The following is a 25,185-nucleotide window of genomic DNA, read 5'->3' on the forward strand; positions in this document are numbered from 1 at the left end:
AGTAGGAGGTACAACATGACTAACAAACCGGAATTGCTGGTGACGGCAGCGTCCTTAGAGGAAGCTGCTGCTCTGCTGGATGCCGGAGCAGATGCGCTGCTCATTGGGGATGACCGTTTCGGGATGCGGCTTGCTGGACATTTCTCTCTGGAGGATACAGCGACTGTCGTAGAAATGGCGCATTCGCGAGGCTGCAAAGTGTATGCAAGCTTGGGTGGGCTGATGTCTAACCGTCTGCTGGATGAGCTTCCTGACTATGTGAAGGCTTTAGGTGAGCTTGGCATTGATGGTGTTGAATTCGGGGATCCAGCTGTGTTAACCACAGTGAAGAAAGAAGCGCCAGCAATGAAGCTGCACTGGAATGCGGAAATGACTTCCACCAACTATGCGACCGCGAATTATTGGGGACGCAAGGGGGCTTCTCGTGTCGTGCTGGCCCGTGAGCTGAATATGGATGAAATGACGGAAATGGTTCCGCTTTTGGAGATTGAGGCACAGGTGCAGGTTCATGGAATGACCAATATATACCATTCCAAGCGGAAGCTTGTTGAAAGCTATATGTCACATCAAGGCCGTCCTAGTGATGGAGGAAGTCTCGGGAAGGAACGCGGACTATTTCTGATTGAGGAAGAACGAGATGACCAGAAATTCCCGATTTATGAAGACGAGAACGGCACTCATATTATGAGCTCGGATGATATTTGTATTTTGGAGGATCTGCATATTCTGATGGCTGCAGGTATACACAGCCTTAAGATTGAGGGACTCTTGAAATCGATAGCGTATAATGTGACGGTTGTGAAGACTTATCGTAAAGCTATAGATCTTTATGCGGCTGATCCGGAAGGTTATGCCTTCGATGAGGAATGGATGGATGTAATCAGAACGGTGCAGGACCCTGAACGGGAGTTAAGCTTCGGATTTTTCTATAAAGAGCAAGTATATTAAGTTTGACAAAAATAAAGAGGTTATAGGTCCCCACGAAGATTAGGACAGCATTTATAGCATGTGACTTAGCTTTGTGGGGCGATGGAGGGGAGAACAGGAATGGGAACCATGACAAAGCCGCAATATAAGGGCAAACGTTACCGTCTGGACAAACCGGAGCTCCTCGCTCCGGCTGGTAATTTGGAAAAATTGAAGTTCGCAGTACACTATGGTGCGGATGCTGTTTATATCGGAGGACAACAATACGGCTTGCGTTCCGGCGCAGATAATTTCAGCTTCGAGGAAATGCGCGAAGGTGTTGAATTCGCCAAGAAATATGGCGCTAAGGTATTTGTTGCAACAAACATTTATGCTCACAATGAAGATGTCGCGGGAATTGAAGAATACCTGCGTAACTTATATGAAGCTGGCATTGCTGCTATTATCGTAGCTGATCCAATCATTGTAGATACAGCACGCCGGTTAGTGCCTGGACTTGAAGTGCATTTGAGTACACAGCAGTCTACATTGAACTGGCAAGCGGTGTCCTTCTGGAAAGAAGAGGGGCTTCCGCGTGTTGTTTTGGGCCGTGAGACAAGCCTGGAAGAGATTGCTGAGATTAAAAAACATGTCGACATTGAAATCGAAAGCTTCATCCATGGTGCCATGTGCTCCTCATATTCGGGTCGTTGTGTATTGTCCAACCATTTCACCGACCGTGATTCCAATCGCGGGGGCTGTTGCCAGTCTTGCCGCTGGAAATATGATTTGTTTGAGGATGCACGTCCGGAAGGGACTTGGGTGTCTGAGGAAGAGCAGGCTGAAGCGAAATCTCCAGCTCCTCTGCTTCCAGGTGTAACTCAGATTCCACTGCATCAGCAAGGAGATAATCCCTTCTCCATGGGCTCTAAGGATCTGTGTATGCTGGAAAGTATACCTGAACTGATTGAAGTGGGCATCGACAGCTTCAAGATCGAAGGGCGAATGAAGTCAATCCACTATGTGGCTACTGTCGTAAATGCATATCGTAAAGCCATTGATGCTTATATGGCAGATCCGGAAGGGTATGAATTGAAGCAGGAATGGCTGGATGAGCTTAACAAAGCGGCTAACCGTCCGCTAAACACAGGATTCTTCTATGATACTCCGGATCATGAAGATCATATCTATGAGCCTGAAGAAAAAGCAGCTCCGTATGATTTTGCCGGACTTGTAATTGAATACGATGCTGAAAGTGGTACGGCACTAGTTCAACAGCGCAATCACTTTAAGCCAGGTCAGGAAGTAGAATTCTTTGGACCTAACGATACGTTCTTCAAGCAAACGGTTGGCGAAATATGGGATGAGAAAGGCAATTCGCTTGATGCCGCCCGTCATCCACTGCAACCTATTCGCATGAAGGTAGATCAACCAGTTGCATACTTTGATATGATGCGTAAGAAGAAGTTTTAATAAAAAACAGGGAAGCTTTTGGTCATCCAAGAGCCTCCCTGTTTTTCTTTTTGACAAAGCGAACAATAAGTTATATATATTAGGGATTAACAAACTATATCCAAGGGAGGAGGTCCAACAAGCTATTTATTATGATTAAACATACATAGGTTAAAAGTTGTAAAAAAAGTCTCGTAAAGCTAAGGAAAAAGACCTAATACGCCGATATATATATTGGTTAACGCTTTCATGCGTATTCTAATATTAGCGGGTAGGTGATCAAGATGGGGGATCCTGATCAAGATAGTATTAGTGAAAAGCATAATGAGAGAAGGTTTAGCATGAATAAAAAGAATAAGAAATCGGCGATTACAGGAAACAAGGAAACAAGCAAGATTGAAGGGGCAGGCAAGACACCTAAGTTTAATTTGAAGAATGGAATAGATTTACGGGGACAGATCAAAAGAGTTAATCCTATGGAATCTGTTGGCGTGAAGATATTCCTGATATTTTTGTGTGCAATTGTAATTGTGGTAATGGCACTTGGACTGCTATCTTATTCAAAAGCCAAGAAGACAATTAAGAACAACGTATCGGAAGCCTACCGTCAGACTATTATTCAGACCTCAGAGAAGTTAGATATTACTTTGAAGCAGTACGAGAACTTGGCTTTACAGCTTTATTTTGATGCGCAGATGCAAGAAGATTTGAAGTCTTTAGTGACTGCACAATCTTCCTATGAGAAATTTGAAGCTACAAGCGCAGTAAGTAAAAAGTTGTCCAGTCAGATTACAACGGATTCTAATATTCTTAGTGTTTCTTTGATCCCGGAGTCACCTGATCAAGACATTGTTACAAGTGGCAGTGGCGGCATTAAGTTAGATAACATTAGAGAACAAGAATGGTATAAGAAGATTGTCGACAACACTGCATCTTATGAATCCTACTATTCTAAAGGTGATGGTGATGCGGCCAAGAACATATGGTTCTCTACAGCTGTTCAAGGTGATGGAGACAAAAATATTGCTATGGCAAGATCTCTCAAAACCCTGGGCTCAGGTACAGGATACATAGTCATCCTTGTGTTGAAGAATACATTGCTGGAGGAATCATTCGCAAGTGTCCAACTGGGAGATGGCTCTCGAATTCAACTTGTCACTCCTGATGGAACCGTAGTAGCTTCTTCGGATTCAAAAGACGATGGTAAACCTTCAGAGTTTGCTTTTATTCAGGCAAGTAAAAAAGATAACAAGAGTTTGGATGAAAAAGATACAAACGGGGAAGAAATCCTTGCTGTCTTTAATCCAATGATCCGGGCGGATTGGAAGTTGGCAGGGGTAGTCCCAACAGATGAGCTAGTGAAAGAAGCACGTCCGATTCTGTTGACTACTTTTATTGCGGCTGCTGGCGCGGCTCTTCTAGCCATAGTAATCGGGATTTGGATGGTGCGTATGATTGCTCGTCCTCTAGCTCGCTTGAAGGATCTTATGGTACAAGGTGCAGGTGGTGATCTTAGTGTACGTACAGAATATGTATCTAAGGATGAAATTGGCCAGCTGTCAGCTTCCTTTAACGTGATGATGGAGCGTATTACTGAGCTTGTATCGCAAACGACAGAAACCGCTCGGGATGTGCTGGAGACCGCTGGTGAGCTTGGTGAAGCCTCACGTAAGACAGCTATTTCTGCGAAGGAAATCGCAGCCGCTACGGAAGAAATTGCCGGTGGGGCAGGCAGCCTGGCGCTCGAAGCTGAACGTGGTAATGAGCTTACAGATGTGATAGCTACGCAAATGCAGACTGTGATTTATGCCAACACTGAGATGGATGAAGCAGCACGTGGGGTTGGTGAAGCTAGTGCTCAAGGTGCTAAGCAATTAACGGACCTGCTGGATCAGACCAGCCGCACTGGAGAAAAAACAAGTGCGCTTGTCGAACGTGTCAACCACCTGAAGGAGACCGTATTCTCCGTAATTAAGGTGTTGGATGTGATGAAGAGTATCACGCAGCAGACGAATATTTTATCATTAAATGCGACAATAGAAGCCGCTCGTGCAGGAGAAGCTGGTAAGGGCTTTATGGTAGTTGCGGGTGAAGTGCGGCAGCTTGCTGACCAATCGAAGCAATCTATTGCCCTTGTTGCTGGAATTACGGATAAGATCATGGCGGAAATGAACGAAACGGAAGCTGTATTATCCGAAGTAGCACCACTGTTTAAAGAACAAGTAAGCTCTGTGAAGAGTACAAGTGATATCTTCTTGTCCGTAAAAGGACAGATGGATGAATTCATAACAAGCTTAGAATCGGTAACAACAGCGATTAGCAGTCTGAATCATTCACAAGGTGTGTTGTCAGAGGCTATGGGGAATGTTAGCGCCGTAGCAGAACAGTCTTCAGCAACTTCCGAAGAAGTAGCTTCACTCAGTAATGAACAGCAAAATGTAAGTGATCAACTCGTTTCATTATCTGGCAAGCTGGAAAGTGCTTCAGGTCAATTGAAGGACAAGCTGTCATTATTCACTATAAAATGAGTGGATTCATCACTAATCTCTAAATTGTTTACCTAACAAAACCGCTTCTTCAACATGAAGAGGCGGTTTGTTGTTGTGTAATGAAGAACTACACCGTATAATAACTTTGTTAGGTATTTGTTATAATTTAATAACAAGTTAGGTAAAAAGTATTAAGGAGAAGGACCAAATGAAAGGTAGACGCATCTCTGGCTGGTGGTCCGTTATCGGGGACATGAGCATGGAACGCAAGCTGCTCCTCGTCTTTTTAATTATCATTACCCTCCCGCTATCCTTCATCAGTGTATTTACCTTCAAGAGCTACTCAGAATCTATTCAGGGGAACACTATTGCTTATTCTGAGAAATTAATCGATCAAATGATGGATGGAGTAGACGATTATATCGAAGATATGAAGCGTATTTCATCTATGCCCGCCTATGTGAATGATATCAAACTTAATTTAATACGTTCAAACCGCTACCATGAGCAGAAAAAGATTATGGGAGGCGCAACTGGGAGTGCTACTTTATCACCCGGTGATTTTGATCTACTGTTGTCCATTCAACGGGGGATAGAGGGCAACATTTCGTTTATTAACAATATTAAGCGAGGCGCGAACTCGGTTTATATTTTTGACGCTTACGGAAATGGTTATTATTCTGCGAAGGATGGTGGCGTACGGCTCGATCTCGAGCAAAGCTATAAATACTGGAGCCAGCAGACTAAGGATTCCAGCGGAGAAGCATTATTGTTCGGTACTCAGGCGTATACAAGTAATCTGCAGAGCACCCGATATGCTTTTACCGTTGTTCGCAAAATCGTGGATGGCTTGTTAAATCCAATCGGGCTGATTGCGGTTGAAGCGAATATTAGCAATTTGGAGAATCAAGTTACGGAGCTGGATAAAGTCACCCATGGGAAGTCGTTGATTGTGGATGAGAAAGGAATGGTCATCTACGACAGCGACAAGAAGCTGCTGGCCACAGATATTTCTGATTCAGACTTGTTCAAAAGAGTTGGGGGAATTTCTGGAAGCTTCTATGATACAGTCAACGGAAAAGAGCGCTTAAATATATACTCTGGTTCTGCCAAAACCAATTGGAAGGTAATTATCTCTATACCTGTTGATGTACTGATGCGTGATGTGAAGGTGACCCGTAATACAACACTTGCTGCTACATTAAGTATCATTGTACTGGCGTTAATTATTTCGATTATTCTTTCCGTTGCCCTTACTAAGTCTCTGACTCAGATGATTCAATTGATGAAAAAAGTTCAGGGCGGCGATCTGGATGTGATGTTCAGAGTTAAGCGGCGTGATGAAATTGGTCTGCTGGGGCATCAATTCAACCGTATGTTAGCCCGAATCAGGCAGTTAATTCAGGATATCTACCGTATAGAAGAACAGAAAAAGGAAGCGGAGCTTCATGCGCTGCAGAGTCAAATCAATCCTCATTTTATCTATAACACACTGGAGTCCATCCGAATGACCGCCGAGCTGAATGATGATGTCGAAGCTGCAGATATGATCTCTATTCTGGGCAAACTGCTACGGTATAGTACAAGTGATCTGAGCGGTAATACGACATTGAAGCAAGAGCTTGGATATGTGCGTAATTATGTCGAGCTGCTTAACTATCGTTATCCTAACCGGTTTTTGCTGGATATTGATGTGCCGAAGGCGTTAGATAATTACTCTATTATCAAGCTGGTCTTCCAGCCCATCATTGAGAATGCTGCTTATCATGGCTTAGATGATAATAAGCCGCAAATGCATTTAAGCATCCACTGTGAGATTACAGAGCAAATGCTGTTGTTTCATATCAAAGACGACGGGATCGGAATGGATGAGAAGACTTTGGAGAAATTGAATGATGGGCTGCAGAACGAAAGTCCTCCTAAGAAAAGCATTAACGGGGGCATAGGCATGAAAAATGTACAGCAGCGAGTGCGTCTTCATTATGGAGCGGCATTTGGGATCCAGGTATATAGTGAGCTTGGACGAGGGACCGATGTTATTTTGTCGCTGCCATTACTGGAGCCGGAAATGATTGGCTTACCTGAGTAACGAAATAAGAGGGGGCTGTCCGTTGAAGGGGTTGAAATTAGAATGGACTATGCGAACCATACTGTTACTTCTCTTGGTGTTATTGAGTAGTAGCTGTGCCAATAACAATAAGCAGGCGCAATCCACTCCGCCTCCAGTTGGAGACGAGGTGATGTCTGACTTGTCCGGCACCATAGTCATGATGACCAATCGAATAGATCTGATTGAGAACGGAACTTTTCAAGGATACGCGGACCAGTTTAAACAGAGATACCCCGAAGCCAATGTGGAATTTGAAGGTTTGTCCAATTATGCAACGGATATTCTGGTACGGCTGTCCACGAAAGATGCCGGTGATGTACTGCTGCTTCCGGTGAATCTTCCAGCAAAGGAGCTGGATTATTTTTTCGAACCGCTGGATGAAGAAACCGCTGCTAGTGAGCGTTTCACTTCTTTTGCTACGTATAACGGGAAACGTTATGGGCTGTCCACTGGGACTACTACGGTTGGGATTGTCTATAATAAAAGGGCATTCGAAAAAGCAGGGATAACTACTGTTCCGAAGACACTGGATGAATTCTACGAAGCTTGTGCGAAATTAAAACAAGCGGGTATTATCCCCCTATATATGAATTATGGGGCCGTCTGGCCTTTACGTGAATGGGGGAACAGTCTGGTTAACTATATGACAGGCAATCCAGAGTATCTAAATAATATGGTAAATGAGGATAGCCCATGGCAGCTTGATAATGAGTGGGGGAAATCAATTTCCATTGCTCGAACCTTAATTGGTAAAGGCTACGTAGAAGATGAACTATTCTCGAACAATTGGGAGATATCAAAGACTAGGCTAGCTAAAGGTCAAGCAGGAATGTATTTACTGGGGAATTGGACGATTGGACAAGTCCTTGATGTGGGGGCTGAACCGGATGATATAGGATTCTTCCCGTTTCCTTATGATAATGGCAGCACTCATTATGCACCGATCAATCCAGATTGGTTCATGGGGGTTAGTAAATACACCAAGAACAAAGAGCTTGCTATGGCGTGGTTGAATTTTTTTGTAAAGGAGACTTCCTATCGGGATGACTGGGGATTCCTTCCGGCTGATGGAAGCTTGAATTCCTCTATGTCGCAGTACCGTGAGTTTTTATCTTATAAGCCTAAGCTACTTGATGCTACCGTACAAAGTGATGCGTTCATCGATCTGGCGAATAGAGCCAAGCTGTCCTTTTGGTCCGGGGATTACATTCAGGAGTTACTGGCTGCGCCTGATTTACAAAAGGCTTTTGACGAATTGAATGCAAAATGGAAGGAAGCGCGGGCAGGAACATCAGAAACTTCTCAGCCTTAAAGTTAGTACTACATAAATTTGATGACATTCTCTGGAGGGTTATATATGGCTAAAAAGGTCACTATGCAAAAAATCGCTGATCATCTCGGCGTATCCAAATTCGTTGTTTCCAAGTCACTTTCGGGTAAAGGCGGCGTTAATGAGACGACAAGAGAACGAGTGATTCAAGCGGCATCGCAGCTGGGTTATTTTACGCAAAAAAATGCTTTTGTCCAAGGCATAAAACGCACCCCTCCGGTAGGTGGCGGTGATCGGAATAAGCAATCCGTGCTGGTGTTAATGCCGAATATTCGTTCTCAGACGCAGGATTCCTTGTATTGGGGGAAAATTGTGGATGGTATTGCTATTGCGCTGGATCAGGAAGGGCTTGGGATGGTCATTATCTCTGAGAATCGTGCGGATAATTTCGTCAATATTTTGAATCCAAATGGAATCCTTGGCTTAGTAGGTGTGGGACAAATCTCTACTTCCTTACTGCTTGAGGTGCATCGTATTGGTCTGCCGATGGTGTTGATTGACCATGAAGATCCGCTAATTCCAAGTGATACCGTGTTTGCGAATAATGTGGATTCCATGGCTCGACTTACGAATCATTTGATGGGAACAGGCCATACCCAAATGCATTTTATCGGCAATATTGGATTCTCACGCAGTTTCCGCGACCGGTGGATTGGCTTCCGGAGTGCGCTGGAGGAGAGCGGAATAAGACTGCCTTTGGAAGATGATGCGAATCTTTTTCTGGAAGGGGTGGAGGAAGATTTATTTCAGGAGGATTTTAAAAGCTGGGTGAATAAGCGTAAAAAAGCCAAAACACTCCCGACAGCCTTGGTCTGCGCTAACGACTCCACAGCCCTTTCGGTCAGTGACATTCTTAAGGAAGAAGGGTTTAATATTCCGGAGGATATCTCAGTTACAGGCTTTGATAATATTGAGGATGCCTTAAGAGGAGTTCCACCGCTTACAACTGTTCATGTTCCTAAAGAAGCGATGGGCCGAGCCGCAGTGGAGAAACTTCTGAGCCGTATTCATAATCCTTCTGCGCCGCTTGAGAAAATTCTTATCGCAGCGGACATTGTTCATCGTGATTCTGTGGATAAGCCGCGAGACTAGAACTATGTTGTGATTTGCTTGAGTAAGGGGGAGTTTAGCTATGACAGAACCAGTTGTCATGCCAAGGATTGAAGGCGAACAGATTCAACTACGAGGTGTACAAGTATCCGATCTGGAGGCTTATTATAATTTTTTGCTTGATGTTGAGATGGGGCAATTAACAGGATCACAAGGAGATTTCTCCCGTGAGCAAACAGCAGCTTGGATTCGTAAGATTAGTGTTCCAGCCGAGGATCGTGTAGATCTTATGATTATAGTAAAGGACACGGGTGAGCTCATTGGAGAAGTGGTACTAAATGAAATAGATCCGGACAATCGTAGTGCAAATATCCGAATCGGCATTTGTGGACATGAACATCGGGGTAAGGGTTACGGTACTGAAGCTATGACTCAAATGCTACGATATGGCTTTGAAACTTTGAAGCTGCACCGCATCCATCTCGGCGTATATACTTTTAACCCCAGAGCCGTTCATGTCTATGAGAAGCTTGGTTTTCAACGCGATGGTGTGGAGCGGGATGCTCTTTATGTAGACGGAGAGTTTCATAACATGATTCTGATGTCCATGCTTGAGGAGGAGTTCCGCAGTTTGTACAATTAAAAAAAGTGAATCTACGGTAAGGAAGATTGTAAGTAACTTCCTCACCAGATTCACTATGAATATTAGTCTGTAATATTTCCAGCCATTTTGAGGCGTTTGGCAATTTCTTTAAAGTCTTCGGGGGAGATTCCTGGAGCGAATTCCTCTTCGACTGCCGGAGCAACGGGGATCGGAAAACCTTTAGGGGCTCCCTGAATGACTTCAAGCGGAAGATTATCCTCCGGGTGGGTTCCCTTCCAAATCTGATCGATGGCGCCGAAGTCACTTTCACTCCAGGTGTATAGCTTGGTGTGCACGCCTTTTTCTTCATATTTTTTTGCTTCACTGAATGATTTATTATTTAACGAAGGAATCGGCACGAGCTTAGTTACATTAACACCTGTTGCCACTTCGATTGCTTTGGCATAAGCGACCACGTGGACACCACCACGGACTAAAAGGAATCCGACTACAGCGCGTGCAGCTGGATGGTCTGTCATTTCGTAGACCTTCATTTTATGTGTTCTGGCTCCGCATTCGAGGAAGAAGTTATGTAGCAGATCTTCCACTAGGTTGCCGCTATTAAATACGTTTGCTCCGGTCCACGGGTTCCCCGTTGAATCAAAAGGCATAGCCCCTTGTGCACCAGCCAGAAAGTGATAGGATAGACGCGCATCTTTTGCGGACCCTAGAGGGGTGGAATCGGGCTCTTTATAACTTGTTGACCCTCGAAGACATTTGTTGATGGCATGCGAAACCAGCTCGACGTGGCCAAGCTCTTCCGCTGTTATGCTCATCACCAAATCATAAAAGGGCTTCAGTTTGTCTTTTGAACGGAAATTAAAGGATTGAAAGAGGTAATTGTTAAGGGTCGACATTTCTCCGAACTTTCCGCCAAGCAATTCCTGAACAGCGGCAGCAGCATTGGGATCGGGCTTCTCAACTTCAGGAATCTCGATCATGATTTCATCCATACGTTTGAACATTAATATCTCAGCCTCCTTGAGGTTAGGGGTTACTGAGCTATTTTGAGCTTAATCTATAGGAATTACTCATGAATGGGTTGAAAAGTATGGATGTGCGTCATGTAAATGGCTTTTTGTGTCGAAAAGGCAAACTGCAAATACTATCAAATACGCAATCAAATACGCATAGTAACCCGCTAACGGACACAGCTGACCCTATATGCAGTATTATCCGATATTTGCAATACTAACGGACTCCAGAGCAGCTATCGTCCTAGAAAACGCCCCAAATGGACCTCTTTTCAGGGAATAGCGTCGTTGGAGTCCGAAAACATACTTTAAAGGCTAAATATATGTGAATAGCGTCATCTGAGTCCTTAAGATACTTTAGATGATTGATATTCGCTTGAAGCAAACAGTGAATGATTAAAACGCAGAGCAGCGATCCTCCAATAATAGGAGAATCGCTGCTCTGTTGATTTCTAGGGTTTATGAAACCTTATTTACAATGCTAAATTACGGTCAATAAGAGCAATACGTTGCTGTACACAAGCATAAGAGCGAAGTGGATCCTCTGGAGTGTTCAGCACATAATCTAACATTTGGTCAACGGTAGTTGTAGCCACGTGGATACGAGTGTCGGAGGAAGCGTAGTAAATATAGATTTCACCGTTATCACGTGCAATCACGCCATTACAGAACACGACATTGGAGACATCGCCGACACGTTCTTCACCATCTGGTGCGATGAAATGACCGCCAGGTGAATGAGTGACTTTGTTTGGCTCATCCAGATCAGACAAGAAAGCATATAGCACGTATCGGAGTCCAGCAGCTGTGTTGCGTACACCATGAGCAATATGCAGCCAGCCTTTTGCAGTTTTGATTGGAGCCGGACCTTGGCCGTTTTTAACTTCCTTGATGGTATGGTAGTGGCGTTCATCCATGATGGTCTCACTAGTAATTACGGCATCTTCAATTGTATCCGAGAGTCCCCAGCCAATACCGCCACCGGAACCTGCATCGATAAAGCCATCTTGTGGGCGAGTGTAGAAGGCGTATTTTCCATCTACAAATTCAGGGTGGAGCACGACATTACGCTGCTGAGCAGAGCCTGTTTTGAGATCGGCCAGACGTTCCCAGGTTTTCAGATCTTTGGTGCGAACAATACCACACTGTGCTACTGCGCTAGAAAGGTCACCATGTGGAGCTTCTGGATCTTTGCGTTCTGTACAGAAGAGGCCGTAGATCCAGCCATCTTCATGGCTTACGAGGCGCATGTCGTAGACGTTGATATCAGGAACTTCTGTCTCAGGCAGCACAACTGGATGATCCCAGAAGCGGAAGCCGTCTACGCCATTGTCGCTTTCTGCTACAGCGAAAAAAGATTTGCGGTCATTGCCTTCAACGCGAGCAACAAGATAGAATTTGCCGTTCAGTGCTATAGCACCCGGGTTGAAGACGCCGTTGACGCCAATTCTTTCGGCAAAATAAGGGTTGGTGTCTGGGTTAAAATCATAACGCCAGATTAAGGGCGCATGCTCAGCAGTTAGCAGTGGATGAGCATAACGGTCATAAATGCCGTTTCCATAAGGAAGCTTTTCGTTCTTGCGGGCGATCAGGGCTTCATAACGTTCTGTTAATTGTTGTTTGCGTTCTTGGAATAATGATGACATTAGACAGTCTCCTTTATAGTTGATTTCAGTCGTGCGATCATTTCGAAGCAGGCTCTGCTGTTATGATAAGGACATTTCCAGGCGCTAACCTTTGATCCGTGAGGCAGGGGCTGAAGGTTCTCGTCCACGCCCCAGTACCATTCACCGAGCTTGTGATCCACCATGTATTTATCGATAAAAGTCCAGGAGGCTTGGGCAGCCTCATTAAATTTGCTGTCACCAGTCAGCTGATAAGCATTATAGAATCCAACAACCGCCTCAGCTTGCGGCCACCAATCTTTATCTTTGCTCAGGAGCCCGCTTGGGTCAGCTTCATTCCATATCCCACCATCGCTATCTATACCTTCCGCAAGAACGGCTTCTGCCATGGAGACAGCGACTGTTCGCACACGCTGCAGCAGCAGCTCTTCTCCAAGGGTTTCAGCAGCTTCCACCAGCAGCCAGCTTCCTTCGATGTCATGTCCGTAGGAGATAATATCTGATTTCACATTCCATGCCTCATCTAAGAAAAGATGAAAATGCTGGCCTTTCTGATCAATGATATGATCCAGCATCGTTTCGATTAGCTCGGTTAGCGTGCTCTTTAGCTCCTCCGACTTCCATACTCGATAGAGACCGGTATACGCTTCCAGAACATGCAGATGGGTATTCATAGATTTTTTTTCATTCATATCCTTGCTGCTGAGACTGAGGTTATCAGTGATTTGCCATTCCCGTGATAAAGCTTCGACATAACCTTTATAAATAGAATCATAGCCGTATTTCTCAACGAGCTGGAATAATTGAATCGCATCCTCTAAGACTTCTGGACGTCCGGTCGCATGGTAGAATTCAGCCAGTGCGTAGATAGCAAAGGATTGGCCATAGATCTGCTTTTTCTCTTGAGAAGGTCTGCCCTCAGCATCCACCATCCAGTATAATCCGCCATACTCTTTATCAATGAAGTGTTCCATCAGATAGGTATAAGCACGTTCTGCCATCGCCAGATATTCCGGTTTACCGTAGATCCGGTAAGCGCTCGCAAAGGACCAAAGGATCCGGGCATTAAGCACAAGGCTTTTCTCTGCGTTAGGAGTAATGTTCAGCTGATTGTCGATCTCACCTACAAAACCGCCGTTTACTTCGTCCTTCGTCTGTTTCATCCAAAAACTAAGAATATTATCCTGCAGCTCATCCTCAAGTTGGGTCAACCATAATTCTGGTGAATTAATCATTGTAATCAGTCACTCCTCACATTATTTGGTGATTTTTGAGGTGAAATATTCGTTGATGATCCCAGCGGCTTGCTTACCGTACATACAGTAATCATCATTCTGTGCTGCTTCTTCAATTGGATAAAGATGAGTAGGCCAATCCCAGAGCATAAAGCCCTGAACCCAATCTCTGTGCTCACAGCCTTGAAACATTGCCTGATAGAATTTACTTTGTTCTTCTTGACTTGGTTCGCCCTTTAAGGTCCAATCATTGGGAATCGCAGCGCTCCCGCTCCGGCTTGGGCAACCCGCTTCCATGAAAAAGAACGGCTTATTCTGTGAGCTCACCACTTGCTCAATCCGGTCGAGCTGAGCCTCCCAATCACTAGCTGGATAATACCCACTTGAAGAAATCACATCGAGCGCATCCCACCAGGTTACGTTATCCTCCTGATACTTATCGCAATTATAAGTAAGAATACCTGAGTAGACCTTCCGCACCTCGGCAATAAGCGAACGCCATTCGGCTTCGCGTCTATCCGTCTGTACAAGCTCACAGCCAATACAGAACATTTCACAGCCTGTTTCCTCAGCGATAGCGGCATAGTGCAGAATAAATTTAGTATAAGAGCTGAACCACTCAGACCATTTAGGCTCGCAAGGGACATCCTTATCAAAAAAGTTAATATGGGCACGCCAAGTTCCGTCAGCACAATTAACAATCGGCTTCAGGCATACTTTTAGCTGGAGTGACTTCGCTTTGCTGATAGCCCATTTCACTTCTTCGTCGCTAACGGTTGGAGCCTCCCAGTAGGGAATTTCCGTAGAATGAGCGGTAGCTTGAAGCGCACTGAGCGCGATGGCCGTCCAGTTCGCTCCGGTGACAGAGGACATTAATTCCAGCGAACACTCAGCTTCTTTTGTTGTCCATGAACCACGTCTACCTGAGAAACCCCAGGTTACGCCTGCAATGTATTCGTTGTTTAACATCATCGAGGATCCTCACTTTACAAATGGAAATAGATAAATTAGCAAACTTAATTTTGTTAGATAGTTATTATTGTTTTGTTAGTTTATAATAACAACTTAATTTAGTTATATACTTTTTCGTAGATGATTTCAAGGACAATTTGTAGTTGGAGCTGGGAAATTTGAATAACTTTAGTTATAGTAAATATAAGACTATAAAAGGGCGCAATCGTACATTGACGTAATGCATGGGGAGATACTATTCGTGATGATAGCGCAATCATAATAACTGGCGGATACAACTGGAGGGAATTACTTAAATGATAAATGTTATGATTGCGGACGACGAGGAAGTCATTCGCAGGGGGCTCGAAAAAATCACATCCAGAATGCAAATAGACGTACATGTAATTGGATCTTATGGAAACGGGTTGGAAGCCTGGGAACATTTAGAAAAGTTATCCCGAGAGGATATAGATCTGCTTATTACAGATATCAAAATGCCTAGAATGGATGGTTTTAAGCTGATTGAACAGGTTAGAGACCATATGGAGGATATACCTATTGCTGTCCTTAGCGGTTTTAGTGAATTTGAATATGCCCGTCGAGCGATCCGCCATGGGGTGATGGATTATTTGCTTAAACCGATTGATAAGACTCAGCTATATGAGCTGCTTAAGAGAGTAGAGGATGTAAAGAAAAAGAACGTGACGGAGCATGAGGAGATTTTCTCACAAGCTGCGGATGGTGGGGAACATTATGTAGTTGAGCAGACAAAAGGCATTCTGGAGAGAGAGTATGATCAGAACTTCGAGCTAGAACGCCTAGCGGAGATGGTGGGCATGAATGCGAGTTATCTTAGCCGTTTGTTCAAATTAAAGACGGGGCAGACGATCACAGACTATCTGATTCGGATTAGAATTTCTAAAGCTAAGGAACTGCTAATGGAGCATCCTGACCTGAAGAATTATGAAATTGCCGAGAAGGTGGGTTATAGCGATCCGGTATATTTTAATAAATTGTTCAAGAAAATGTGTGGTATGACACCTAAGGATTATAAAAGCGGCTGTAAATTCCCAAAAATTGAACGAGAGTTTTAGGCATATATAGGAAGCTATTTATTAGGAGGGCGAAAAGCTCTCTTTTTTTGTAGATATTTTTATAAATTAGATAACAAAATTATTATAAGTAAAACAAAAATAACAAATACAAGACCAGAAAAAGCAATTGAAACCATCGTTTTGCGTCGAAAATAGATTTATAATGGGTTTGTAAGCGATATCATCACTTGTTTTTAAGAGTAATTCAGATAATCCGGTATTAATGACTACTCTTTCAATTTATAAGTGATGATAAAAGTTATTATATTTGTTATTTACCTAAAACTAGAGTTGAATTGAAGAGAGGGGTCGTAACAGCATGAAAAAAGGCAAAACAATGATGGGCTTGATGGCACTAACACTTGTGGCGGGATTGTTTAGCGGTTGTTCCTCAAACAACAACACTAACAATGAAGCTGCTAAAAACACAGGAAACAATGGTTCTTCAGCAGAGGCAACTGCTCCAGCTGATGGTACAGCAGCTAAGGATATCAAAGGGGATATCACAGTCATAACGCAAAGAACAGATATTGTTGATACCGTATTCAAAGAGTATGCGGCTAAATTCAATGAGAAATATCCTGATGTAAAGGTGAACTTTGAAGCGCTCGCTACTTACGAAGACCAAATTAAAATTCGTATGAGCACTAGTGATTATGGCGACGTTCTTTTGTTACCTACTAGCATAGCTGTAAAAGATATTCCTGATTTCTTCGAACCCCTTGGCAAGCTTGAAGAAATGAGCAAACAATACACAGGGCTGGAAGAACGTGCAGTAGACGGAGTTGCCTATGGTATTCCGATGACCATCAACTTTAACGGCATTATCTATAACAAACAAGTCTTCAAAGATGCCGGAATTACAGAGGTTCCCAAAACCCCTGAACAATTCTTGACTGCTCTGCAGACTATTAAAGACAAAACACAAGCTGTTCCTCTTTACACAAATTACGCAGCAGGCTGGACATTGACACAATGGGAAGCGGATCTGGCTACAGTAGCTGGTGACCGTGATTATGTGAACATTGCTCAAGTGGCTAGCGACGACAACTATGTAGCGGGTCAACCACACTATGAATTGTACAAAATTCTGTACGATGCAGCACAAAAAGGTTTGATTGAAGAAGATCCAACTACAACAGACTGGGAATCTTCCAAAGCTGATCTAGCCAACGGAAAAATTGGGACTATGGTGCTTGGATCTTGGGCGATTGGCCAAATCAAAGGCCTGGCTACAAATCCAGACGATGTTGGATTTATGCCTTTCCCAACCAATGCGGATAAAATCCTTGTGCCGCTTGCTGGTGACTACAATCTGGGTGTCAGCATTCACAGTAAGAACAAAGAAGCAGCTAGAGCTTGGGTGGATTGGTTCATCAACGAATCTAACTACCCTACAACTGAAGGCGGCGGTATGAGCCCGGCTATCGGTGCAGAGCTTCCGGAAATCCTGAAACAATATGAAGGTACAGATGTAACCTTTGATACTCTTGCTCCTGCTAAAGCTGGTGAAGAAGGCTGGTCTGATGAAATCGACAAACAAGCTGAGATCGGTGCTTGGCAGCCAGACTTCAAGAAACGGATTATTGAAGCAGCGATTGGCAACAGAAAAGAATCCTATGATGACATCATGAAAGACCTGAACGACAAGTGGAAAGCCGCTCGCGCTAAAGTCACAGTACAGTAACAACTATAAGCTTCTTAGATGCTATAGGCGGTAGTGAATGTGGGAGGGGATATGCTAACAAGCATTTCCCCCTTCACATTTAAACGAGTCTTAAATAAATGAGGATGCTTTTTCTGGAGGTGTATCGGGTGTTTAAGTTTTCAAATTTGAGTTATAAAAATCAAAGAATCGCTATCATCATCTTATTCTCATTAGTGCCGATATTGTTGCTGCTCACATTCGCTTATTATCCAGTCATCAGTATGTTTCGGTACAGCTTCACCAGTTGGAATGGATTAAGCAAAAATATGGAATATGTCGGTTTAGAAAACTACAAGACCATTTTTACAAAACCTGAGTATTTTTCTGTGTTTAAGGTCAGCTTGTATTATTTCTTTACCACCTTTATTCAGATGGCACTTGCCTTGTATTTTGCAACCATCTTAAGCTTTAGTGTTCGCATGAAAAACTTGTTTAAAGGGATTTTGTTCTTCCCGACCTTGCTAAACGGTGTAGCGATCGGTTTTATCTTTCTCTTCTTCTTCAAACCAGATGGAACGCTAGATACGATTCTTAATCTGATTGGGCTTGGCAGTCTGCAGCAGAAGTGGCTACTGAATCCTAATTTGATTAACTTCTCGCTCGCAGGTGCATCACTGTGGAGATACATGGGAATGAACTTCCTGATTTTCCTTGGAGCTATTTCTTCTATCGGTAAGGATATCTATGAGGCCGCTGAAATTGACGGTGCAAACAGATGGCATCAGTTTATGCATATTATTTTGCCAAGCATTAAACGTATTCTGCAATTGAACTTGATTCTTGCGGTTAGTGGCGCCATTGGGGTATTCGAAATTCCATACGTCATGACAGGCGGATCAAACGGAAGTAGTACATTCGTTATTCAGACGGTCGATGTAGCTTTCAAATACAGCAAGGTTGGTTTGGCATCGGCGATGGCCGTGGTATTGCTGGGTATTGTTATCATAGTTACTATTTTGCAGCGCGTTCTGATCAAGGAGGAGAAATAAACTATGCATTCTGTAAAATATACCACTGCTAGTATATTCAAATATCTCACCTTGATTTTGGGAGCACTTGTAGCTTTGATACCTATCGTGGTCGTGTTTTTCGCTTCATTAAAGACCGGAACGGAATATGCTTCTACCGGACCGTTAACGCTGCCAGAGAATTGGTTGAATTTCTCCAACTACACTAAGGCTTTTGTAGACGGGAAAATGCTGCTCGGTTTTAAAAATACTGTCATTATCGTTGTGATTTCTATTGCGGGTGCTACGTTGACGGGTTCGATGATGGCTTATATTTTATCGCGCTTCAAATTTAAAGGCAGTAAGATCCTAATTAGTATGTTCCTGATTGCTACCCTGATTCCAGGCGTAACTACACAAGTGGCTACTTTCCAAATTATCAATCACTTGGGATTATTTAATACCAGATGGGCACCAATTGTTATGTACTTGGGCACGGATATTATCGCTGTTTATATCTTCATGCAGTTTTTGGATTCGATCTCCGAGTCACTGGATGAATCCGCGATGCTGGACGGAGCTTCGTATTGGACGATTTATTGGAGAATTATTTTGCCACTGTTGAAGCCAGCGATTGTAACTGTTGTGATTGTGAAGGGTGTTAATATTTATAACGATTTTTACACCCCTTTCCTTTATATGCCGAAAACAGATCTGCAAACGATCTCCACAGCACTCTTTAAGTTTAAAGGTCCATATGGATCGCAGTGGGAAGTAATATGTGCGGCGATTATGATCGCAATTATACCTACATTGGTTGTGTTTACCGCCTTGCAAAAATATATCTACAATGGTTTTTCGCAAGGTTCTGTAAAGTGAGTTCAACAGTAAATTTAATAACAGTACTAGATAAAATAGCATACTGAAAAGTTGCATACATTTGGAGGGAATACTAATGAGTGAAGTAAAATTGGTTGGAGCAAGTGCAATTAACATCCCGAACATGCCTTGGCAAGAAAAGCCTGCTGGCTACGAGAATCCGATTTGGAGACATAATGATAACCCGGTTATCAAAAGAAATCCTGCAAAAGGTGTAGCCCGTATTTTCAATAGTGCGGTTGCTGCGTATGAAGGCAGTTTTATTGGTGTATTTCGTGTAGAAGATAACACGACTCGTCCGCATCTGCGTATGGGACATAGTGTGGATGGTTTGGATTGGAAAATTGATGATGAGCCGATCCGATTTATAGATGAAGAAGGTAATCCTTATCAGCCGCGTTATGCTTACGATCCACGTCTGGTGAAGGTTGAAGATACATTTTATATTATCTGGTGTACAGATTTCTACGGCGCAGCTATTGGTGTAGCTAAAACACAAGATTTCAAAACATTTATCAGCTTGGAAAACCCATTCCTGCCATTCAACCGGAACGGCGTACTGTTCCCTAGAAAAATCAACAATAACTTCGTGATGTTGTCCCGTCCAAGTGACAGTGGCCATACGCCATTTGGTGATGTGTTCCTTAGTGAGAGCCCTGACTTCGTATATTGGGGAAAACATCGCCATGTAATGACCAAGGGTGGTCAAGGCTGGTGGCAAAGTGTCAAAATTGGTGGCGGACCAGCGCCGATTGAAACTACTGAAGGCTGGTTGATGTTTTACCATGGCGTAACTGGAACCTGCAACGGTCTTGTGTATAGCATGGGGGCGGTTATTTTGGATATCAATGAGCCCTCGAAAGTAAAATATCGCTCGAAAAACTTTGTATTAACGCCAGAAGAATGGTATGAGGAAAGAGGTTTTGTGAATAACGTCCTGTTCCCATGTGCCACACTGCATGATGCAGAAACCGGCCGTATCGCCATTTATTATGGCGCTGCTGATACTTATGTAGGCGTTGCTTATACAACGGTTAATGAAATCGTCAACTATGTCATCGAAACTCATGAAGAGGTTGGCGATGATGCAGGTTTAGGCAAAATCTAATTGGACTTAATGACCTATATTTGCAGGGAGCTTGCTTGTCCGGAGAATTGCGTAGCGTAGAGTTCGAAAGAAGTGTTGGGATTGGTGTTGTTAAGTGTGCTCAGTGCGGAGGTTGCCATGTGCGGCCTCCGTTCTGTTGCAGAATGTGCAACAGAACAACTCAATATTGCTTGTAATAGATAAGTAGCAGGTGAGGGGGGGGATTCGGCTCTGTTGGCGGCTTTGTCAGTCTGTTGCTTAGTTACTATGTGGCTTGGTTACTCCATGGCTTTGCTACTCAATGGCTCTAACGTAAATAGTTGCACTCTGTGCACTTAAACTAACATTTCTTTGATTACTAGGCGATATAGTTGCACTTTGTGCAACTATATCAGCCAAGTAACCTTCAAAAGCTCCTTTTACTGTTTTTTAGTTGTACAAAGTGCAACTAAAAGGGGAAAAAGACATATTCAGCTGTAATAGCTGCACAAAGTGCAACTCTATGGCTCTGACGTAAATAGTTGCACTTTGTGCACTTAAACTAACATTTCTTTGGTTACTAGGCGATATAATTGCACTTCGTGCAACTATATCAGCCAAGTAACCTCCAAAAGCTCCTTTTGCCGTTTTTTAGCTGTACAAAGTGCAACTAAGAGAGAAAACACACATATTCAGCTGTAATAGCTGCACAAAGTGCAACTATCCAGCCAGAAGCTGTTACTGTGCCGATTATAAAGAAGTTAATGGGCAAGGTGGAAAATGTGGGTGTTGTGGAGGTAAGAGGAAGATAGCGTGTAAGTGGAATGTGAGTGGTTGTAGAGGTAATAAGAAGGTAGTAGGTACGTGGAATGTGATTAGTTGTGGAGGTAATAAGAAGATAGCGGATAAGTGGAATGTGAGTAGTTGTAGAGGTAATAAGAAGGTAGTTGGTACGTGGAATATGATTAGTTGTAGAAGTAATAAGAAGATAGCGGATAAGTGGAATGTGAGGGGTTGTAGAGGTAAAAAGAAGGTTATAGGTACGTAGAATATGATTAGTTGTGAAGGTAATAGGCAAGCAGCGAGTGAGTGGTGAATGTGGATCTGTTGGTGATTCTGCTACTCTGTTGCTTAGTTACTCTAAGACTCCGACGTAAATAGTTGCACTATGTGCACTTAAACTAACATTTCTTTGGTTACTAGGCGATATAATTGCACTTCGTGCAACTATATAAGCCAAGTAACCTCCAAAAGCTCCTTTTACTGTTTTTTAGTTGTACAAAGTGCAACTAAGAGGGAAAACACACATATTCAGCTGTAATAGCTGCACAAAGTGCAACTATCCAGCCTCGGAGCTGCAATTAAACTATTCAGTCGCAGAAAACGCAACTATCCCATCCCACTATCCCATCTCACTATCCCATCGCAACTACCCCCTCGTAGATATCCATACATCAACGGAAAACCCATATGGGGTTTTCCGTTTCTATCTAGCATAGTAACTCCAATGATGCTTCGCGGTTACGAACAGCAAGTGAACAATATCGTTACATAACTTAAGGAGGATCATTATTTTGGGAAGCGACATGAATTTGTCACAGTTAAGGGAATATAACGGAAGTAGTCCAAAGCCGAGTGATTTCGAGCAGTTTTGGAAGCGGGCATTACGTGATCTGGATGCACAGCGACTGGATTATGAGCTGGAGCCGGCGGAGTTTGTCAGTGAACTTGCGGAATGTTTTCATTTGTATTTTACCGGTGTTGGCGGTGCAAGAATCCATTGCAAATATGTAAGACCGAAGAAAAACGTACATAAAAGAGGCCCCGGTGTAGTGATGTTCCATGGGTACTCCTGTGACAGCGGGGATTGGATGGAGAAGGTGGCTTATGCTGCCCACGGGATTAGCGTCCTGGCGATGGATTGTCGCGGACAGGGCGGCCTCTCCGAAGATAATCTTACCGTAAAGGGCACCACGATACGTGGACATATCATTCGAGGGATGGATGATCCTAATCCAGATAACCTTTATTATCGCAATGTGTTTTTGGATACGGCACAGACTGCCCGAGTTCTGATGTCTATGGATGAAGTTGATCCTGAGCGTGTAGGTGCCTTTGGACTATCTCAAGGTGGAGCACTTACTGTCGCTTGTGCAGCATTAGAGCCTCGCTTAAAAATAGCCTTGCCTGTGTATCCCTTCCTTTCAGATTATAAACGTGCTTGGGAACTGGATATTACCACCTCAGCTTATGAGGAGATCAACTATTATTTCCGGTTTTTTGATCCCCATCATTTGCGTGAGGATGAGATTTTTAATAGGCTTGGCTATATCGATATTCAGAATCTTGCGGAAAGAATTCAGGCTAAAGTACTGTGGGTTACCGGGTTATCCGATACGATTTGTCCACCTTCAACTCAATTTGCCGCATACAATAAAATACTAGCGTCCAAAGAGCTTATGGTTTATTATGAGTACGGTCATGAGTATTTACCATATCTTGCCGATCGGGCGTTGGAATTGTTCATGACCTTGTAAGAGATAAGCCAGCAGGCATAACTGAAGACAACGGTGGTGAACAATTGATGAAGTCGCAAGCAAAAAAAGAAAAGGCGCATTTCCAGCTGCACCCTGCCAAATCGATTGGGGTGCGGCTTTTTCTCATCTTCTTCATCTCAACAATGGTGCTCGTTCTCTCACTTGGCTACATTTCCTATTCCGTAGCTGAGCAAACGATCGAGAATAACGCGCTGTCAGCCAATCAACAGACAGTCGTCCAAGCTGCAGAGAAGTTTGATGTTGAATTATTGCGTTATGAGGACGGCCTAGGAAGAATTCTTTACAACAATGAGATTCAGGATGCACTCAAACAAGGGAATAATCCCACTACAAGTAATGAGGAACGTAATTTGCAGTCTAACCAGATTAGCGCCGAGCTGAATGCCTGGCTGACCGCATCAAAGGGGGTAGAAGCTGTATACCTCATCCCGATGAATCAGGAAGTCCCCACTTCTTCAGCGGGATCAAAAGACAACGCTTTTATCAAGGAATTCAGAGAATCATCATGGTTCAAGCAGCTTGAAGAGGAACCACAAACACTGTGGATTCCCCGGACAGTACAAGAACAAGAAGGAAATACTTCGGGTATGTTTCATTTGGCACAATCGATAGCTGGGGATACACAAAGCCCGGGATACATAATTATCTGTGATATTAGAATTAGTGAATTAGAAAATCAGCTTCGTAAAGTTGATCTCGGACCCAGCTCTTACATGCAATTGCTGACGGATAAGGATGAATTGATCGCATCGTCCCAGCAAGTAGGAACAGATACTTATCTCAGTCTGGGAGGGACCCTTCTTCATGGTTTGGAGCATGAGGCGGGGTCATTGCCAACGAAGGATGAGAAAGGGAAATCCATACTAGCTGTGTATGGGACGATGGAAAGCTCCAGCTGGAGATTGCTTGGTGTTGTTCCGGCTGAGAATCTTACGAAAGACGCACTTCGTATTCTAAAAACTACATATATTATTGTTGCGGTGGCTGCTATTGTCGCCATTCTAATTGGTTACTGGATGTACAGAATGGTATCCAAGCCCTTGACCCGGCTTAAAGATTTAATGTCTAAGGGGGCAGATGGGAATCTTGGAGTACGCACGGAGATTACCTCACGAGATGAAATAGGTCAGTTATCGGGTTCCTTTAATAGGATGATGGAACGGATCACAGAACTGGTTATCCATACTAATGAAACGGCTCGAAAGGTAATGGAAACGGCCAATGAACTTAGTGGGGTATCGCGTAAGACAGCGATGGCCGCCAAAGAGATTGCCGCTGCAACAGAAGAAATTGCCGGAGGTTCAGGCAGCCTGGCTTTGGAGGCGGACCAGGGCAACGAGCTTACGGGGCAAATTTCGGTGCAAATGAACAAAGTGAACTCAGCTACGCATGAGATGGATCATACCGCACATAGTATCGGCGTGCTTAGTGAAGAAGGTTTTAATGAGTTAAAAGAGCTGCTTGGCAAGACCAATAAGACGGGCGATATGACGAATAAACTTGTGCTGAAAGTGAATGAGCTGCAAGACACCACATCATCAGTGATGAAGGTGCTTGATGTTATGCAGAATATTACACAGCAGACGAATATTTTGTCTCTAAATGCAACGATAGAAGCGGCAAGGGCAGGGGAGTCCGGCCGGGGATTTATGGTAGTGGCCGATGAAATACGCCAGCTTGCAGATCAGTCCAAAGATTCCATTGCTGTGGTGGCTAATATAACAGACACCATTATGAAGGATATGAACGAGACCGTAGGTGTTCTCTCGGAAGTAGCCCCTCTTTTTAATCAGCAGGTGACTTCAGTGGAGAGCACTAGCGATATCTTCGTATCTGTACAGGATCAGATGCGTCATTTTATTACACGCTTGGAATCTGTTGCTTTATCGATGGATAGCTTGAGCCAATCCCAACAGGTGCTGTCAAATTCCATGGGCAATATCAGCTCCATTGCAGAGGAATCATCAGCAGCTTCGCAAGAAGTGGCTTCGCTTAGCGGGGAGCAACAAAGTGTGAGTGATCATTTAGTGGAGCTGTCTGAGCAGCTTGAGCATGCGTCCCGGCAGTTGCAAGAAAAACTGTCCAAGTTTAATTTGTAACCTTGCATAACCTCAGTAATTATTTTCAATACAAAGACCAGTCTCCAATTATTTGGGACTGGTCTT

Annotated in this window: 18 protein-coding genes; 14 read left to right on the forward strand and 4 right to left on the reverse strand. The window is 43.7% G+C overall.

Translation table 11 applies throughout. The features are described from left to right. Window positions 1–15: 15 nt before the first annotated feature. The 7 genes from NSS82_RS09145 to NSS82_RS09175 all read left to right on the forward strand — a co-directional run bounded on the left by NSS82_RS09145 (window position 16) and on the right by NSS82_RS09175 (window position 9,980). The gene (locus NSS82_RS09145; RefSeq protein ID WP_036675589.1) at window positions 16–948 is read left to right on the forward strand and encodes a peptidase U32 family protein; all 933 of its coding nucleotides are present in this window, start codon (window positions 16–18) and stop codon (window positions 946–948) included. Between the two features lie 99 nt (window positions 949–1,047). Beyond that, a complete protein-coding gene (locus NSS82_RS09150; RefSeq protein ID WP_036675585.1) occupies window positions 1,048–2,379 on the forward strand; it encodes a peptidase U32 family protein in 1,332 nt (443 codons plus the stop codon). Between the two features lie 320 nt (window positions 2,380–2,699). Further along, a complete protein-coding gene (locus NSS82_RS09155; protein ID WP_235219364.1) occupies window positions 2,700–4,886 on the forward strand; it encodes a methyl-accepting chemotaxis protein in 2,187 nt (728 codons plus the stop codon). Between the two features lie 169 nt (window positions 4,887–5,055). Further along, window positions 5,056–6,936: a cache domain-containing sensor histidine kinase gene (locus NSS82_RS09160; protein WP_036675579.1), complete on the forward strand. Its 1,881-nt coding sequence runs from the start codon at window positions 5,056–5,058 to the stop codon at window positions 6,934–6,936. A gap of 22 nt (window positions 6,937–6,958) precedes the next feature. Beyond that, on the forward strand, window positions 6,959–8,269 hold the full coding sequence (locus tag NSS82_RS09165; protein WP_052096880.1) for an ABC transporter substrate-binding protein: 1,311 nt from the start codon (window positions 6,959–6,961) through the stop codon (window positions 8,267–8,269). A gap of 45 nt (window positions 8,270–8,314) precedes the next feature. Then, a complete protein-coding gene (locus tag NSS82_RS09170) occupies window positions 8,315–9,379 on the forward strand; it encodes a LacI family DNA-binding transcriptional regulator (RefSeq protein WP_076224454.1) in 1,065 nt (354 codons plus the stop codon). Between the two features lie 40 nt (window positions 9,380–9,419). Next, on the forward strand, window positions 9,420–9,980 hold the full coding sequence (locus NSS82_RS09175; RefSeq protein ID WP_036675574.1) for a GNAT family N-acetyltransferase: 561 nt from the start codon (window positions 9,420–9,422) through the stop codon (window positions 9,978–9,980). Between the two features lie 62 nt (window positions 9,981–10,042). Here the strand turns inward: NSS82_RS09175 and NSS82_RS09180 are convergent, their stop codons facing one another. The 4 genes from NSS82_RS09180 to NSS82_RS09195 all read right to left on the reverse strand — a co-directional run bounded on the left by NSS82_RS09180 (window position 10,043) and on the right by NSS82_RS09195 (window position 14,786). Further along, window positions 10,043–10,945 carry a manganese catalase family protein gene (locus tag NSS82_RS09180; protein WP_036675571.1) on the reverse strand — a complete coding sequence of 301 codons (903 nt, stop codon included), beginning with the start codon at window positions 10,943–10,945 and terminating at the stop codon, window positions 10,043–10,045. Window positions 10,946–11,427: 482 nt separating this feature from the next. Then, the gene (locus tag NSS82_RS09185) at window positions 11,428–12,600 is read right to left on the reverse strand and encodes a glycoside hydrolase family 130 protein (RefSeq protein ID WP_076224452.1); all 1,173 of its coding nucleotides are present in this window, start codon (window positions 12,598–12,600) and stop codon (window positions 11,428–11,430) included. Continuing rightward, window positions 12,600–13,814, reverse strand: a complete 1,215-nt coding sequence (locus NSS82_RS09190) for an AGE family epimerase/isomerase (RefSeq protein WP_076272363.1) — start codon at window positions 13,812–13,814, stop codon at window positions 12,600–12,602. Before NSS82_RS09190 ends, NSS82_RS09185 begins: the two co-directional genes overlap by 1 nt. Before the next feature lie 21 nt (window positions 13,815–13,835). Then, the gene (locus tag NSS82_RS09195; protein WP_038569516.1) at window positions 13,836–14,786 is read right to left on the reverse strand and encodes a glycoside hydrolase family 113; all 951 of its coding nucleotides are present in this window, start codon (window positions 14,784–14,786) and stop codon (window positions 13,836–13,838) included. Between the two features lie 296 nt (window positions 14,787–15,082). Here NSS82_RS09195 and NSS82_RS09200 point away from each other — a divergent pair, with 296 nt between their 5' ends. The 7 genes from NSS82_RS09200 to NSS82_RS09230 all read left to right on the forward strand — a co-directional run bounded on the left by NSS82_RS09200 (window position 15,083) and on the right by NSS82_RS09230 (window position 25,119). Further along, window positions 15,083–15,862 carry a response regulator transcription factor gene (locus NSS82_RS09200; protein WP_076272362.1) on the forward strand — a complete coding sequence of 260 codons (780 nt, stop codon included), beginning with the start codon at window positions 15,083–15,085 and terminating at the stop codon, window positions 15,860–15,862. 319 nt (window positions 15,863–16,181) lie between these two features. Beyond that, a complete protein-coding gene (locus NSS82_RS09205) occupies window positions 16,182–17,549 on the forward strand; it encodes an ABC transporter substrate-binding protein (protein WP_076272361.1) in 1,368 nt (455 codons plus the stop codon). A gap of 128 nt (window positions 17,550–17,677) precedes the next feature. Next, window positions 17,678–18,559 (forward strand): carbohydrate ABC transporter permease, encoded by an 882-nt coding sequence (locus tag NSS82_RS09210; RefSeq protein ID WP_036675555.1) that lies wholly within the window; start codon window positions 17,678–17,680, stop codon window positions 18,557–18,559. 3 nt (window positions 18,560–18,562) lie between these two features. Next, on the forward strand, window positions 18,563–19,396 hold the full coding sequence (locus tag NSS82_RS09215) for a carbohydrate ABC transporter permease (protein ID WP_036675551.1): 834 nt from the start codon (window positions 18,563–18,565) through the stop codon (window positions 19,394–19,396). Window positions 19,397–19,472: 76 nt separating this feature from the next. Next, on the forward strand, window positions 19,473–20,504 hold the full coding sequence (locus tag NSS82_RS09220; protein WP_036675546.1) for a glycoside hydrolase family 130 protein: 1,032 nt from the start codon (window positions 19,473–19,475) through the stop codon (window positions 20,502–20,504). Between the two features lie 1,532 nt (window positions 20,505–22,036). Further along, complete coding sequence (locus NSS82_RS09225) at window positions 22,037–22,999, forward strand: acetylxylan esterase (protein WP_143761242.1); 963 nt, start codon at window positions 22,037–22,039, stop codon at window positions 22,997–22,999. A gap of 47 nt (window positions 23,000–23,046) precedes the next feature. Beyond that, window positions 23,047–25,119 carry a methyl-accepting chemotaxis protein gene (locus NSS82_RS09230; RefSeq protein WP_081386571.1) on the forward strand — a complete coding sequence of 691 codons (2,073 nt, stop codon included), beginning with the start codon at window positions 23,047–23,049 and terminating at the stop codon, window positions 25,117–25,119. Window positions 25,120–25,185 lie beyond the last annotated feature (66 nt).

The sequence above is a fragment of the Paenibacillus sp. FSL H7-0735 genome (assembly GCF_038008505.1).
In the GTDB taxonomy this organism is placed as follows: Bacteria; Bacillota; Bacilli; order Paenibacillales; family Paenibacillaceae; genus Paenibacillus_AQ; species Paenibacillus_AQ odorifer.